This is a genomic window from Sorangium sp. So ce367, from assembly GCF_051520455.1.
Taxonomy (GTDB): domain Bacteria; phylum Myxococcota_A; class Polyangia; order Polyangiales; family Polyangiaceae; genus Sorangium; species Sorangium cellulosum_B.
Map to the genome: position 1 here is coordinate 7,666,261 of NZ_CP150334.1, position 14,511 is coordinate 7,680,771.

At 73.0% G+C, this 14,511-nt stretch carries 9 protein-coding genes; 4 read left to right on the forward strand and 5 right to left on the reverse strand.

Features of this window, described 5'->3' with window-relative positions; translation table 11 throughout:
• Nucleotides 1-108: 108 nt before the first annotated feature.
• On the reverse strand, nt 109-4,113 hold the full coding sequence (locus tag WME97_RS29010; RefSeq protein WP_437542146.1) for a protein kinase domain-containing protein: 4,005 nt from the start codon (nt 4,111-4,113) through the stop codon (nt 109-111).
• A gap of 8 nt (nt 4,114-4,121) precedes the next feature.
• Nucleotides 4,122-5,084 carry a hypothetical protein gene (locus WME97_RS29015; protein ID WP_437542148.1) on the reverse strand — a complete coding sequence of 321 codons (963 nt, stop codon included), beginning with the start codon at nt 5,082-5,084 and terminating at the stop codon, nt 4,122-4,124.
• A gap of 99 nt (nt 5,085-5,183) precedes the next feature.
• On the opposite strand from WME97_RS29015, the gene WME97_RS29020 reads away from it, so the two are divergent.
• Complete coding sequence (locus WME97_RS29020; RefSeq protein WP_437542150.1) at nt 5,184-6,611, forward strand: serine/threonine protein kinase; 1,428 nt, start codon at nt 5,184-5,186, stop codon at nt 6,609-6,611.
• A gap of 43 nt (nt 6,612-6,654) precedes the next feature.
• Here WME97_RS29020 and yddG read toward each other — a convergent pair whose 3' ends face one another.
• From yddG to WME97_RS29035, 3 genes are all read right to left on the reverse strand, one after another.
• Nucleotides 6,655-7,650, reverse strand: coding sequence for an aromatic amino acid exporter YddG (yddG, locus tag WME97_RS29025; protein WP_437542152.1), 996 nt, complete (start codon nt 7,648-7,650; stop codon nt 6,655-6,657).
• A 139-nt stretch (nt 7,651-7,789) separates the two neighbouring features.
• On the reverse strand, nt 7,790-8,590 hold the full coding sequence (locus WME97_RS29030; RefSeq protein WP_437542153.1) for a helix-turn-helix domain-containing protein: 801 nt from the start codon (nt 8,588-8,590) through the stop codon (nt 7,790-7,792).
• 130 nt (nt 8,591-8,720) lie between these two features.
• Nucleotides 8,721-9,572, reverse strand: coding sequence for a matrixin family metalloprotease (locus tag WME97_RS29035; protein ID WP_437542155.1), 852 nt, complete (start codon nt 9,570-9,572; stop codon nt 8,721-8,723).
• Between the two features lie 701 nt (nt 9,573-10,273).
• On the opposite strand from WME97_RS29035, the gene WME97_RS29040 reads away from it, so the two are divergent.
• The 3 genes from WME97_RS29040 to WME97_RS29050 all read left to right on the forward strand — a co-directional run bounded on the left by WME97_RS29040 (nt 10,274) and on the right by WME97_RS29050 (nt 14,489).
• Nucleotides 10,274-11,734 (forward strand): hypothetical protein, encoded by a 1,461-nt coding sequence (locus WME97_RS29040; protein ID WP_437542157.1) that lies wholly within the window; start codon nt 10,274-10,276, stop codon nt 11,732-11,734.
• Between the two features lie 63 nt (nt 11,735-11,797).
• Nucleotides 11,798-12,625 (forward strand): TIGR02452 family protein, encoded by an 828-nt coding sequence (locus WME97_RS29045; protein WP_437542159.1) that lies wholly within the window; start codon nt 11,798-11,800, stop codon nt 12,623-12,625.
• 202 nt (nt 12,626-12,827) lie between these two features.
• Nucleotides 12,828-14,489 carry a serine hydrolase domain-containing protein gene (locus tag WME97_RS29050; RefSeq protein WP_437542161.1) on the forward strand — a complete coding sequence of 554 codons (1,662 nt, stop codon included), beginning with the start codon at nt 12,828-12,830 and terminating at the stop codon, nt 14,487-14,489.
• Nucleotides 14,490-14,511: the final 22 nt, after the last annotated feature.

A 14,511-nucleotide genomic window follows, 5' to 3' on the forward strand; every position in this document is an offset into this window, starting at 1 on the left:
TGCGAGCGCTGCGCGAAGCAACGAGCCACCTGGAGGCCAGTTTCTCGTACGCGTGGCGCTGAATCCGTGGGTCACGAGCCGGCGTAAGCGGCTCACGGAGCATCCGGGCTAGCTCCCTCGCTGCCGCTCGAGCCGCTCCCGCATCATGTTGGGGATCCGCCCGGCGACCTCGATCGCACGCTCGATCACCGCCTCCGCCTCCGCGTGGCGGCCACGCCGCGAGAGGGCCCGCGCGCGCGCCTCGATGACCTCGATCTGCTCCTGCCCCACGGAGAACCGGGCGGACCGCTCCTCCAGCTCATCCCACTCCTCGGCGCTCGCCGCCCGCGTCGCCAGGTCGATCATCGACCACTGGACCTCTTCCGAGGGCGCCATCTCCATGCCCTCGCGCCCTTCCGCCGAGGCCTTCGCCTGCTGAGTCCGGATCGTCTCGATGATCTCCCGCGCGTTGCCCTCCTCACCCCGGTAGAGGAGCAGCCTCGCCAGCAGGAGCTGCATCGACGGCCGCGCCTCTCCCCGCTGCTGGCGCTCGAGCGACACGGCTCGCTCCACGTGCGGCATCGCCATGTCCAGATTGCCCATCAGATAGACGTACTCGCCCAGGTTGAACTCCGCCACGAGCTCAAGCATCCCCAAGCCCAGCTGGCGCGAGATCGAGATCAGGCGACACAGATCCAGGATCATCCCCGGGCTGTCCCCCTGGCAGGCCCTGAGCTGCGCCCGGCCGTTGATCGCCGGCCCGAGGTGCAGGAGATCGCCGCGCTCCTCGCACATGCGGATCGCCCGATCCAGCGCCACGCCCGCCTCGTCCAGCTTTCCCAGCCCCGGGTAGATGGCGCCCAGGAGGAGCAGCGACACCACGAGCGTCTCGTAGCCCTCGTCGCCCAGCCCCTCTGCCTGCGCCGCTGCGCGCTCGAACTGCTGCGCCGACTCCTCCTCCCGGCTCTCACGCTTCAGCGAGCGCGCCACCCCCATCGAGAGCCGCGCCGCCAGCGCGGGCGGCAGATCGCCGCGCGCGAGCGCCCTCGCCTCCTCCACGCGCTGCTTCGATCGTCCGTAGTCGTCCATCCAGTCGAGCGCCGTGGCCTCGTCGAGCAGGATCTCGATCTGCTCGATCACGTCGCCCTCCTCGACCGCCATCGCGCGCCCGCGATCGAGATCCCCGAGCGCGTCGTGGTAGCGGCCCAGCCGGTAGCGCATCAGCCCCCGGCCCCGGTACGCCGCCCTCCGCCGCACCCCAGGCGCCTCGACAGGCTGCGCGAGCGCCCGGCTGTAGTAGAGCTCCGCCTCCACGTAGGCGTGCCGCGCCCGCGCCCGCTCGGCGAGCTCCAGGTAGGCCTCCTCCGCGACCGTCGCGAGCCCCGCCTCCGCCGCGTGGTGCGCGATCCTGAGCCGCCGCTGCTCCCGGCTCTCGTGGGCCGCCTCGCGGTGGTGCTCGTACGCGGCCAGGTGGATCCGCCGCCGCTCCGCCTCGGCGACGTCCTGCGCGACCGCCTCCCGCACCAGCGCGTGCCGGAAGCGCAGCCGGTCCTTCTGCTCACCGACCAGCACGCCCACCTTCAGCAACCGCTCGGTCCCGACGCGCGCGTCGAGCGGGAAGGCCGCGCCGTCGCCGCGGAGATCCAGCTGGCGCAGCACGCCCGCGATCTCGTCGATCGACACCTCTGCGCCAAGCAGCGAGACGAGCCGCGCGTGCGCCCCGAGCGCCGGCCCGAGCGCCGCGATCTCCGCCTGCGCCAGCGGATCGAGCGACGGCAGCACAGGGAGGCGCTCGAGCTCGTCGGTCGCCAGGTACCACGCGTCGCCCCGCCGGTGCCGGCGCAGGATCCCCTCGCGCTTGAGCCCGTGCACGAGCTCCACGAGCAAGAGCGGCACCCGCTGCGAGCGCTCGAGCAGGCGATCGATCGCCGGCTCCGGCACGTCCCGCGCGGGCAGGAGCAGCCGCCGGCACAGCGCCCGCGCGCTCTCATCGTCCAGCGGCTCGAGCCGCAGGGCCTCGTGTCGCGCGGCGCGCTCGCCCCAGGAGGGGTGCGCCTCGGCGAACGCCGGGCGCCCCATCGCGCAGATCCACAGCGGCGTGGCCTCGTCCGCGAGCGCCGCGTACTCGAGCGCAGCGAGCGCCGCGTCATGGGCGAAGTGCGCGTCGTCGAGGAGGATGATCACGGGCGACGCGGACGCGCACTGGCGCAGGCACTCGCCCGCCGCCCGCACGCGCGCCGAGCGAAGCGCGCCGGGCGCGGCCCGGAGCGCCTCGAGCTCTGGAAAGATGTCGACGCCCGTCTGCTCGTCCACCCATCCGAGCGCCATCGCCAGCCCCAAGCGGAGCTCCTCGCCGAGCACGGCACCGAGCGACTCCGGGAGCGCCCCGCGGACGCCGCTCTCCGGTGGCTGCTCCGGCACGCAGAGCGCCTTGCGCACGAGCTCGTGGAGCGTCTCGTCCGAGGCGCCGCTCGTGGGCTCCTGCCCGCGCAGCTCGATGATCCGGGCGTGCGGCAGCCGCTCCCGGAGCTGCTTGCCGAGCTCGACGAAGAGGCGGCTCTTCCCGTGGCCGGGCCCGCCCGTCACCGAGACGACCGTGGGCTTCTTCATGCAGAGCGCCTCCTCGGCGCTCTGCGTGAGCTGCTCGAGGAGGTCGCGACGGCCGACGAACCCGCCGGGGCGCGTCGCGTCGCGCGACTGATCCTCGAGGCCCGGCGGGAGCTCGTCGCCCGCTGCGGCGTGCGACGGCTCGGGGAGCGCGGCCGACGCCTCGGGCGTAAGGAAAGGCCCCAGCGGCCCGGCGGCGGACGGCCACCGCTCGGCGCGCGAGAAGAGCGGGCTCAGGAATCGCCGCGTCCCGTCCGGGCGCGCCTGGCTCGACACAGGCGCGAGATCGATGAGGACCCGCGCGCACAGCCCGCGTCGCAGGAGCTCGTCGGCCGCCCGCTGCGCGCGGCGCGCGGGGCTCGCCGTCCCCTCCTGGCCGAAGACGCCCACGTAACGAGCGCCGGAGGCGTGCGCGAGCTCGCCGCCGAGCGCCAGGAGCCTGCGCTGCACCGCGATGCGATCGGCCGAGCTCTCGAAGAACAGGAGCCCCATCACGCGGCGCTCGATGCCGGCCACGGAGCGCGACCCCTCCGGCGCGCTCGCCGCGACCTCGTCCCGGAGCGCGCGCTCCAGCGCCACGCGGAGCTCGCTCGCGCTCGCGAACCGCTCGCTCCGTTCCTTGGCGAGGCAGCGGTGCACCACCTCCTCGACCGCCCGCGGCACGGCCGCGCTGGCCGACAGGCGCGGCGGCCTGCGGCTCCGATGGTCCTCCAGCACCGCCGCGCGCGGCCCCCAGAACGGGGGCCGGCCCGCGAAGAGCTCGTACAGGATGACGCCCATCGCGTAGATGTCGGCGCGCGCGTCGAGATCGGGCCACCCGGCCGACTGCTCCGGCGCCATGTACTCCGCCGTCCCCACGGCGAGGTCCTCGTCCTGCCCGTCGTAGCGCCACCCCACGACGCGGGCGATGCCGAGGTCGATGAGCGTCGCCTTCGCCTCATCGACGAGGATGTTCTCGGGCTTGAGGTCGCAGTGCACGTAGCCGCGCGCGTGCACGGCCTCGAGGGTCGCGAGCGTCGCGAGCCCGAGCCGGGCGGCCTCCTCGAGCTGCGGCGCGGGGCGCGCCGCGAGGCGGGAGGCGAGCGTGGGCGCGGCGATGCGCTCGATCACCACGTAGGGCGAGCCGTCGTCCAGCGCCCCCCATGCGTGCACGCCCGGCACGTGGGGGGCGCCGATGGCCGAGAGCGCCTCGACCTCACCCCGGAGGCGCTGGGCGGCGCCGCGGCGATCGGCGCGCGCGAGCTTGATGGCCACGCGCGCGCCGCCGCCCTCCGGCTCGGCCTCGAAGACCAGGCCGAAGCCGCCCTGCCCCAGCGTCCTGCGGGTCCAGTAGCCGGGGAAACGAGGCAAAGCGACGGGGACGACCTCCGTGATCTCCGGAGGGATCGACGACTGGCCAGACGGCGTCCTGGCGGACTGCGCGCACTCGGGGCACGCGCCCTGGTTCCGCCGCCCGCAGGCCGGACAGCGCCCCGCTTCCCGGGTCGCCCGTTCCGGCTCCGCATCTCGCAGGGCTTCCGAGCCCATTCACGCTCCTAGGGGCCGGCCGGCAAGAACGTGGTAACCACCTGGTCCGTGCGCACATAAGGGTTGACCGAATAGTTCGTGACACACCCCCTGAAGTAGCCGGCCGTGGCGTCCGTCCCGTTGCACATGGCATTGCATGAGCCCCAGATGACCATGGAGCCACACTGCTGCCAAGTGACCTCCCCGGTCGTCGGGTTGGTCTCGACGTGGCCGGCCGCGCAGTCGCGCTTCACCTGGCGCGCACGAACGTAGCCCACCGAATCGTAGCAGGCCCCCACATAGGGCGTCGGGGCGAACAGGTTGCCCCAGAACGCGCCCTCTCGCACCGGATAGGCCGCGCGCTCCGCCGCAGTCGACGCCATCTCGTTGTTGCGCAGGGAGATGTTCACCGAAACGCCGTACCAGTTTACCCGCGCGGCGATGCAGGCCGAGATCTGATGCTGGACATATGTATCGTTACCAATCGGGCTGCTCGCCCACCAGTGCGCGTAGCCGAGGTCGCCGCGGTACACCTCCGGGTGGGCGACCCCGCTGCTGTCGGTCCATGAGAACGAGAACGTCTGGTCGGGGCGCAGCGAACAGCTCACGATGTAGCGCAGGAGATCCCTCGACAGGGCGCCGCTCGTTCCCGGATCCTGGATGGCCGCCAGCGCGCTCGTGGTTAGCCCATTCGGGCCACTCAGGGCCAGCTTTCTCGAGATCAGCCAGCTTGGGTTCAGCCCGCTTGGGTTCAGCCCGTTCGGGAACAGCGCGTTCGGAAACAACGCGTTCGGGAACAGCGCGTTCTCGGTCATGAGCTCGCTCTCGGCTTCCCCGACGAGCTCCTCCGCCTGCTCGTCGATCTCGGCGCCGATGCAGGCAGCAGTAAGCAGAGGTAATGCGAAGACCGCGACACTTCGTGCACAGCAAAGAACCATGACGGTCCCCCTTTTCATCGCCGCGATTTGGCGTTTAAGGTCGAGTAGCCGCAAAGTTTAAGTTACCATTTCGAAATGCTTCTGCATAGCGCTTTAGTAAAGGATGCGTTCGATCGGGAGAGCGCGCTGACGGCAGGGCTGTAACGCGCCGCGATGGACGGCGCGGAGGGGCAGATGAGCGACGACGAGGACGAGACCAGGCCGTTTTCGGATTTCGAGAGGTCGGCCGCGCGCAGCGAGTTCCCGCCGGGCACCCTGGCGGGCGAGTACATCCTCGAAGGATTCATCGCGCGTGGCGGCTGTGGTGTGGTCTACGGGGCGAGGCACGTCGAATCGGGCAGACCCGCCGCGGTCAAGGTGCTGAGCGAGGCGGTGGCCCACTCTCGCCGCGTGGTCGACCGGTTCGCACGCGAGATCGACGTGCTGCGGTCGATATCCCACCCCAACATCGTGGAAATCTATGCAGTAGGTGAGCTGAACAACTATCAACCGTTCTATGTCATGGAGCGCCTCGAGGGCCAGACGCTCGACGCGCTGATCCGGGCCCAGACGCGGCTCACGCCCCGCGAGACCCTGGAGCTGATGGAGCCTGTGTGCGCAGCGTTAGCAGCCGCGCACACAGCGGGCATCGTTCACAGGGATGTGAAAGCGAGCAACATCTTCATCTGCTCGAGCCCGCCACGTACCGTCAAGCTGCTCGATTTCGGTATCGCAAAGATGATGGCGCCCGAGGAGGGGTCGACATGGCTCACCACCGCCGGACGTATGCCCGGGACGCCATCCATCATGGCCCCAGAGCAGATCCTCGGCGGTCCTATCGATGCGCGGGTGGACGTCTATGCGCTAGGCGTCCTCCTTCATCGCATGCTGGTGGGCCGGTTGCCGTTCCACACACACGACATGGATGAGATGGTGCGGAAGCACCTGGAGGAGCAGCCGCTGCCCCCGAGCCTGCGGGTCCCGCTGCCCATCGAGCTCGACGCGGTGGTGCTGCGGTGCATGGAGAAGCGGCGGGAGCGGCGCTTTGGCTCGGTCGAGGAGCTGATGCGCGCGCTCAGGGACGCCATCGGCGGGCCCGCGTCGGGCATGCCGAGCGGGCCCGATCCGACGCACCCCGCGGTGGCGGTCTACCTCGAGGTCCGGACCCGCGGCGACGCAGGCGAGCTCGACGACGCGCTGACCTTCGACATCGGTCGGGTGCTCGACATCGCCGAGTCGCAGCTCTCGCGCGCAGGCTTCCTCCTCGCGTCGATCACCGGCAACGAGGTGCTCGGCGTTCGCCTCCTCCCGGCAAACGCCGCCGAGGCGCTACGCGAGCGGCGCGCGGCGATCGAGCTCGCGACCGCCGTGCACCGGGCGCTGGCCCAGCGACCGGAAGCGGACCCGCGCGTGCACGTCAACGTGTGCGTGCACGCGGACGACGTCCAGGCCCGCCTCTCGCCGCAGCCCGAGATCACCGGGGGCGCGCTCATGTGCGCGGGGCACTGGGCTCCGGCCGACGACGTGCAAGGGGTGTTCGCGACGCCGAGCGCGCACGCGGGCCTGCTGGACGACGAGCCGACCCCCACACGCCGCGCGTAGCCACGAGCCGCAACGAAGGAGAGCGCCGTCGATCGCGGGCGCGTCAGCGCCGCGATCGAGGGCGGGTGATCCAGCGTGCGAACGTCGACAGCCCGCGGGTCCCGGTGCTGACGTTCGCCGCGGGCGCGGTCGACACGAGGCCGCCGACAGCCACGAGGGCGCAGGCGGCGAGCAGCTGGGCGCTCGCCTCGGCGTGGCCGGCGACGCAGAGCAGCAGCGTCGAGAGGATCGGCGCGCCGTAGGACAGCACCCCGAGCTGCGGCACGTCGCCGTGCTTCGTCGCGTGATCCCACGCGAAGAACGCGACCCCCACGGGGCCGAGCCCGAGCGCGAGCAGGCCGAGCGCCTCTCCGGCCGTCGGCACGACCGTGCGCTCGAACGCGAGGTGCCCGGCCAGACCCAGGGAGGCCGTCGCGGCGCAGGAGCCTGCGATGGCGTCGGCAGGGACCTCGGCGAAGCGGCGCTGGAGCACCGAGTACGTCGACCAGAGGAGCGCGCAGCCGAGCGCGGCCAGGTAACCGGGCGTGTGTGTGGCGCTCAGGCGGACGGCGCCCCCGCCGGCGACGAGCGTCCAGACGCCCGCGAGCCCGAGCAGCGCCCCGACCACGTGCCTGCGGCGCAGGCGACCGCCGGGGAGCGCCGCCGAGAGCAGGACGATGAGCAGCGGCCACAGGTACGAGAGGACGCTGACCTGCACGGGCGGCGCGGCGGAGAGCGCATAGAAATAGAGGGCGTGATAACCGAACAGGCCGCCCACGCCGAGGATCCAGCTGCCGAGCGGCTGGCGCAGCGCGCCGAGGCCGCCCCCGCCGCGCCGGGCGAGCCGCGCCGCGCCGAGGAGCGCCGCGACAGCGAAGGTCGACGAGAGCACCTGGAGCGGCGGCAACCTGCGCACCGAGGTCGAGAGCAGGGCGAGGCTGCCCCAGAGCCCGATCGCCGCGACGCCCGCCAGGGTGGCGGCTCGCCGCGAGGGGCGCGCCGCTGGCGTCGCTGCCATCGCTACGTCCGACAGGGCGGCGCCGTGGGTCGTGTCCGACATGGCGCCGAACATGGCGCGCCGGCCGGCCGCCGTCTTGGCTCAGGCTCCGCCGTCCTGTGCCGGGACTCCGGGCTCGCGCCCCAGCGACATTCGCCCACGCCCCGGCTCGCTGCGCCTGGGCTGCGCGCCCGCGGCCCGGCTACGCTCGCCCGCGCCGCGGCTCGCCCCGACGCTCGGCCCGGACCGCGCGACGCAGGGCCGCCGGGGTCACGCCGCGGCGGCGCCGCAGGCTGCGGGTCAGGCAGCTCTGGTCGGCGTAGCCGCAGCGGATCGCGATCTCCGCGATCCCGAGCTCGGTGCGGGACAGCAGGTCGGTCGCGCGCGCGAGGCGCAGATCCGCGATGCGCTCCTGCACCGTCGTCCCGAGGACCGTGCGGAACAGATGGTGGAGGTGCCCCGGGCTCAGCTCCGCCCGGGCAGCCACGTCGGCGACGGTGAGCGGCTCGTGCGCGTGGTCCTCGAGGAAGCGCAGCGCGCGGCGCAGCTTCTCCGGGGCGCGCGTCAGGCCGAGCGCGCCGAGCGCGCCGCGCGCCCCGCGCTCGGCCAGCGTGAGCACGAGCAGCCCCGCCCACTGCCGGCGCAGCGCGACCGAGCCGCCCCCGTCGAGCTCGTCCGCCGCGGTCCGGACCAGGTGCGCAGCAGCGGCGTCGAGGGCGATCGACCCGCCGGCGATCCGCTCGAACCACGGCGTGGCGCCGAGAGCTTCCGCGGAGGCGGTCGGCACATCGATGACGAGGAAGCGATTCCGGTCCGGCGCCGCGAAAGCATGGCGGGTGTCACACGGGACGAGCGCACCCGAGAGCCCGGATGCCATGAGCTCTCGACCGTCCATCGAGAGCGCTATCGCGCCTTCCAGAGGCAAGACCAGCTGGTGGTGGGCGTGGCGGTGCGCGACCACCTCGGCCGAGTACCGCCGGACGCCGAGCTCGACCTCATCCATGGCGCGCCATGATCTCACGCGCGGCGCGCGCGCGCCATGGCCCCTCGGGCTCCCTACCTCGCCAGCGCTCCCGCCGGCGCGGCGCGCCGGACGCAGCGCGCGGGACACAGCGCGCGCCGCGGGGCGGAGCTCACTGGCAGGGCGGGCCGTACAGGGCCGCGGCGCCGCGCGCGTCGTGCTCCGTCAGGTCGAGGTCGCCCCAGTTCGTGCCGTTGCACCACGGATAGTGCATCACCGAGCCCGCGTCGTACGGCGTCAGGGCGCGCCAGCCGTCGTCCTCGAAGCAGGCGCCCGCCTCGGGCCGCGTGTGCTCGTGCCGGAACCCGAGCGCGTGGCCGAGCTCGTGCCGCAGGACGCCCGTGAGCGTCCAGAGATCGAGCGGGCCGAGGGCGGCCGAGTCGATGAGGAGATTGCGCGCGCGGCGCGAGCTGTCAGGGAAGAACGCGCGCGCGTAGTACGGCTGCCCCTCGACCGGGCGCACGTCGAAGACGACCCTCTTGTTGCGCGCATCACACGCGCCGTCCTGGTCCGCCCTGTGAACGAAGCGGACGTCCGCCACCTCCCCCCACGCCGCGGCGGCGCTCTCCATCGCGGAGACCACCGCGCCATGGTCGTCACCGAACGCCTCGCTCACGCAGTAGCTGAGGTTCCGCTTCTCCCTGTCGCTCCACCTCACGTCCCTCCCACGGCTCTGATCGACGATGAGCGCTCCGCGCTGGACGTGGCGCTCATAGAACCCCTCGAGCCCGTCGAGGCCCTCGACGGGAATGTCGCCATCGACGATGTAGACGCCGCTCTCCGGCTCACGGTAGGTGCGAGCCTCGAACTCGTCGAAGCTCACCTCCGTATCACCGACCTGCTCGGAGATCTCGTCTCCCGCAGGCGCGCCGGCGGCGCACCCGGCCGACGCGAGCGACAGGACGAGGAGGCCAAGCGTGCCGTGAAGGAGACCACGAGATTCCGTAGACAGATGACTCATCATACAAGTACCTCTCGTTCATGCCTTTCCCTCTCGGGTCAGGCGAGGGCGCGCAGCGCCGCAGTGAGCTCCGCCGGACGGCGCCACGGGACCTCCACGGCGGGTCGGACCGACTCGACTGCTGGTACTGACGCGGATGGCGTCCGGTTTCGGTGTCCGATATTGGCAAGCGACGTGCCGCATGCGCGATGGCGTGACTTCGCGGTCCAGAGGTCAAGCGCGGAGCGATGGAGTCCACACCTGCGCAGCGGGTGCTTGCGCACCTGTGCAAGGACTTGCGTATCGAGATCGAAGCAGCGCGCCCCGCCGGGACCGGATCGAGGCGGTGGATCGATGGGGCTTCGTCCCGCCGTCGTGCTGGTTCCATCGCGCGAGCAGCATCGAGCGTCGTGATCGTGCGCTGCGCGCTGCCGGGGTGGCACGGCGCGACGGCCTGCAATCGAGGGCTTGACGGCACGGCGCGAACAGAAAATCGTGGCATCCATGCCGAGGAGAGGGACATGGCGGGGCGCGCGCGCCGACGGAGGCGACCGCCGATGACGTTCGCGTTCGCGGAGGGCACCGTGTTCGCGGGGCGCTACCGCCTCGGGCCCGTCATCGGCGTCGGCGTGATGAAGCGCGCCAAGTAATCCCCTCACCTCGATCAGGCCATGGAACGTCCCAGCGCACGATTCCCGTGGGCTCATTGGGCCTATGGAGCGACGGTGTTCACGCTGACGCTCCTCGCGGCGGTGCCCTTCTGGCTGACCGACCTCCTGCCGATGATGGATTACCCACCGTTCCTGACGTTCGTCCGAGCGTTCCAGGACCACGGGGATCCCGCCTCGCCCTTTCACGGCACCTACACGACAGGATGGCCCATCGCGCCGCTCGTCCTGCCGATCCTCCTCGCGCGGGCGATCGCGGCCGTGAGCTCCATCGAGATCGCGGGCAAGGTCCTCCTCACCGCGTACACCGTCGCCCTGCCCGCCGCCTCGATGCTCCTCCTCCGCGTGCTCCGGCGGGATCGCTGGTGCGTGCTGCTCGTCTTCCCCCTCGTGCACTCGTACTGGGTGAGCGGCGGCTTCTTCGCGTTCGCGACGGCCCCTCCGCTCGTCGTGCTGGGCCTGGCCGTCGCGGTGCGATGGCTCGATCGCCCGACCCCGCGCCTCGGCGTCGGCCTCGCCGCGATCGCGGTCGCCCTGCTCCTGTGGCACGCGCTCGCGCTCGCCCAGCTCCTCCTCGACGTCGCGCTGCTCTGGGCGCTCTGGCGGGCGCCGGGGCCGCGGGAGCGATGGCGGGCGCTGCTCCCGCTCACGCCGTCGCTCGCCCTGTTCGCCGTCTGGGTGGGCAGGTCGGTGCTCACGAGGCCCTCCGGCGCCCCGGTCCCCGGCCCTGTCGCGGCGTGGCCGCCCTTCTTCGAGAACGCAGCGCAGCTCCCCGAGCTCGTCGGGGTCCTCCTCCCGATCTCGGTCGGCTACGTGCTCCTCTTCGCGCTGCTCGTCGTCGCCGGCGCCACCGCTGAGCCCGCCGCGCCCCACGCGTCGCCCGAGTCCCCGGCCGCCCGGTACCGGGTCCCGAACGCGTTCGCCGTGCTCGCGCTCGCCAGCGTGGTCTGTCACCTGGTCCTCCCCTCGTACTGCCTCGGGGTCGAGGGGATCAACAACCGGCACCCCTGGATGGCCGCGCTGCTCTTCACCTTCGCCTGGCCCCTGCCGGCGCGCCCCGCGCCGAGAGCGGGCCTCCTCGCCTCGATGGCGATCGGCGGCGGCGCCCTGCTCCTCCACCTCTGCGGGCGCTTCGCCGACTTCCATCGAGAGACGGTCGGCGCCTCCCGGCTCATCGACAGGCTCTCTCACGGCCAGACGCTGCTGGCGCCCCTCGACGCGTGGGGGGCGACGGAGGCGTTCCCCGCCAAGCCGCTCCGCGCGATCCAGGAGATCGCCACGGTGCGCCACGGCGGCCTGCCGAACAGCTCCTATGCAGGCTACGGGATGAACTTCATTCAGTACGTGGGCGGCAAGAACCCGATGCCAGGGCTCGGCCCGAGCTGGCTCCGCCACCCGGAGCTCACGAGGTTCGACTACGTGCTCCTGCGCTCGCCCTCGCCCGCGCTGCTCGCCCACGAGCGGCTCGAGCTCGCCGCGCGCGACGGGCAGTGGGCCCTCTTCTCCGTGCGGCGCTGACGCGGCGCAGGGCGGGGCGCGTTTCGCTGGACGAGCGGCCGCGGCTCGCCAATCCTTGAGCGCATGAAGCTGACCAGCATCGCCGCAGAGACCGTGCAGATCGCGAGTCGCGGCGAGTACATCGCGCCCTCGGGCGCGACCGTTCGCATCCGCGACCGCGTGCTCGCCGCGGTGAAGGGCACCGTGCTTTACCGGCCCGGATCACTCGACGCCTGGGAGCCGAAGGAGCGCCTCGACGGCCCGGCGGCGATCGAGGTCACCGGCGAGACCACGGGGGCGGCGGGGCGGCGGCTCATCGAGCAGGAGGGCCAGGCCCGCGTCATGGCCCTCAACTTCGCTTCCGCCAAGAACCCCGGGGGCGGGTTCCTGCGCGGGGCCAAGGCCCAGGAGGAGGACCTCGCCAGGTGCTCGGCGCTGTACGCGTCGCTCGTCGAGCAGCGCGAGTATTACGACCAGAACCGCGCCTGCGGGAGCTTTCTCTATACCGACCACATCATCTACTCGCCGGACGTGCCGTTCTTCCGCGACGAGCAGCACGCCCTGCTGGACCGGCCGTTCGCGCTGTCGATCATCACGGCGCCGGCGCCGAACGCCGGCGAGGCGTTCCAGCGCGACGACGCCACGGACCAGGAGATCCGGGCCGCCCTGGAGCGCCGCGCGGACATGGTGCTCGCGGCGGCGGGCGCGCACGGGCACCGGTGCCTTGTCCTCGGGGCGTGGGGGTGCGGCGTCTTCCGCAACGATCCGCGCGAGGTCGCCGACGTCTTCGCCCGGTGCCTCGAGCGCCCGCGCTTCCGCGGCGCGTTCTCGCGCGTGGTGTTCGCGGTGTACGACCGGGGCGCCGATCGGCCGAACTACCGGGCCTTCCAGGAGCGGTTCGCGCAGGCGTAGACGCGCACTGCCGCCGGCGCCTCCGATCCCGCGCGCGCCGTCACGGCCCCGCGCGGATCACACCGTGGGATCCCCACCCCGGAGCTGCGCGGACGTCGCGCTCCCCGCCTACCTCCACCGCTACAATCGAGGACTGACCCCTTCCACGGGTCCGTTTCCAATTGTCGGGTCGCGATCGAAGAGCGAGAGTCATGGCTCGGACTTGAGGACGATCGACGACAGGCTCGCCGCGCTCCTCGCCGCGGCCGTCTTCTCCGCGTCACCCCTGCTCCTCTGCGGGTGCGCATCGCCCGCGCCCGCGCCGCGGGCCGTCGCGCAGGGGGCCGCGGCGCCGCTCGACCAGCGCTTCGCCAGCGAGCCCGCGCCGACGCCGCGCTTCCCCGATCCGGAGCGCGGGCGGAAGCTCCGCGCGGCGGCGGCCGACGTGCAGGCGCTCGCGCGGCGCGCCGCGGAGAGGGAGCGCTCGCCGGCGCTCGCGCTCGGCGTCGTCATCGACGACGAGCTCGCGATCCAGGCGGTGCTCGGCGTGCGGGACGCCGCGGCGGGCGGAGCGGTCGACGAGCACACGCGCTTCCGCGTCGGCTCCGTCACCAAGCCGCTGACCGCGGCGGCGATACTCCGGCTCCGCGACGAAGGGCGGCTGTCGATCGACGCCCCGGCGGCGCGCTACCTGCCGGCGCTCACCGGCGTCGTCTACCCGACGCGCGACGCGCGGCAGATCACGGTCCGCGACCTGCTCACGCACAGCTCCGGCCTGCCGCGGCTCGGCGTGTTTCCCCCCGCGTCGACGTCGCGCGACGTCACCGAGCGGGAGATCCTGGCCACGCTCGACGGCTTCGGGCTCGAGAGCGCGCCGGGCACCGCGACCTCCTACTCGAACCTCGGCTATTCGCTCCTCGGGCTGGTCGTCGCGCGCGCCGCCGGCGTGCCGTACCGGCGCTACATGAGCGACGCGGTGCTCGGGCCGCTCGGCATGCGCGACGCCGCCTGGGACCCGTCGCAGGTGCCGCCCGGCGCGCTCGCCTCGCCCCACGCGCGCGGCGTCGACGGCGGCGTTGTGGCGCCGATCCAGCCCTGGCGGCTCGGGGCCTCCGAGGCGACCGCGGGGCTCTACGCGAGCCTCGCCGACATGGGTCGCTTCGTCGGGTTCGAGCTCGCCGCCTGGCCCGCGCGCGACGCGCCCGAGACGGGGGCCCTGCGGCGGAGCACGGTGCGCGAGTCGCACCTGATGGCGCGCAACGGCTCGGCGTTCCCGGCCGCCGGCGACGACGACGGCCCCGGGCTCGGCTGGCACGTGCGCGAGGACTGCGATCTCGGCCACATGGTCTTCCACAACGGCCTGATCGACGGCTTCTCCGCGTCGGTGACGCTCCTCCCGCAGCGGGGCGTCGGCGTCGTCGCGCTCGCCAACGTCGCCGGCGCCGATCTCGAGTCGCTCAACGCGGACGTGCTCGGCCGGCTCGCGGCGACCGGCGCCATGGAGGCGCGCGTCGTCCCGCCCTCCCCGCCCGTGCGCCGCGCCGCCCAGGCCGTCGCCTCGGTCATCGGCCGCGCGCGCACGGGGGCGCTCGATCGCAGGCTCAGGCCCGGCTGGTTCCCGGAGGCTCACCTCGCCTCCCTGCGAAAGGCGCTGCGCGACGCCGGCGCGCGGGTCGGGGCGTGCGCGCTCGACGGCTCCGCCGTCGTGGAGAGCGCCACGGCGGCGCGCTTCGGCCTGCGCTGCGAGCGCGGCGCGCTCTCGGTGGCCGTGCGTGTCGACACCTCGCCGGACGCGCGGATCACGTCGCTCAGCGTGGAGGAGCAGACCGGGGCGATCGCCCGGGAAGCCCCCGGCCCGAGCGACCGCCCAGCCCGCTGCCGCTGAGCGATCTGCAGCCCGGTGGGTT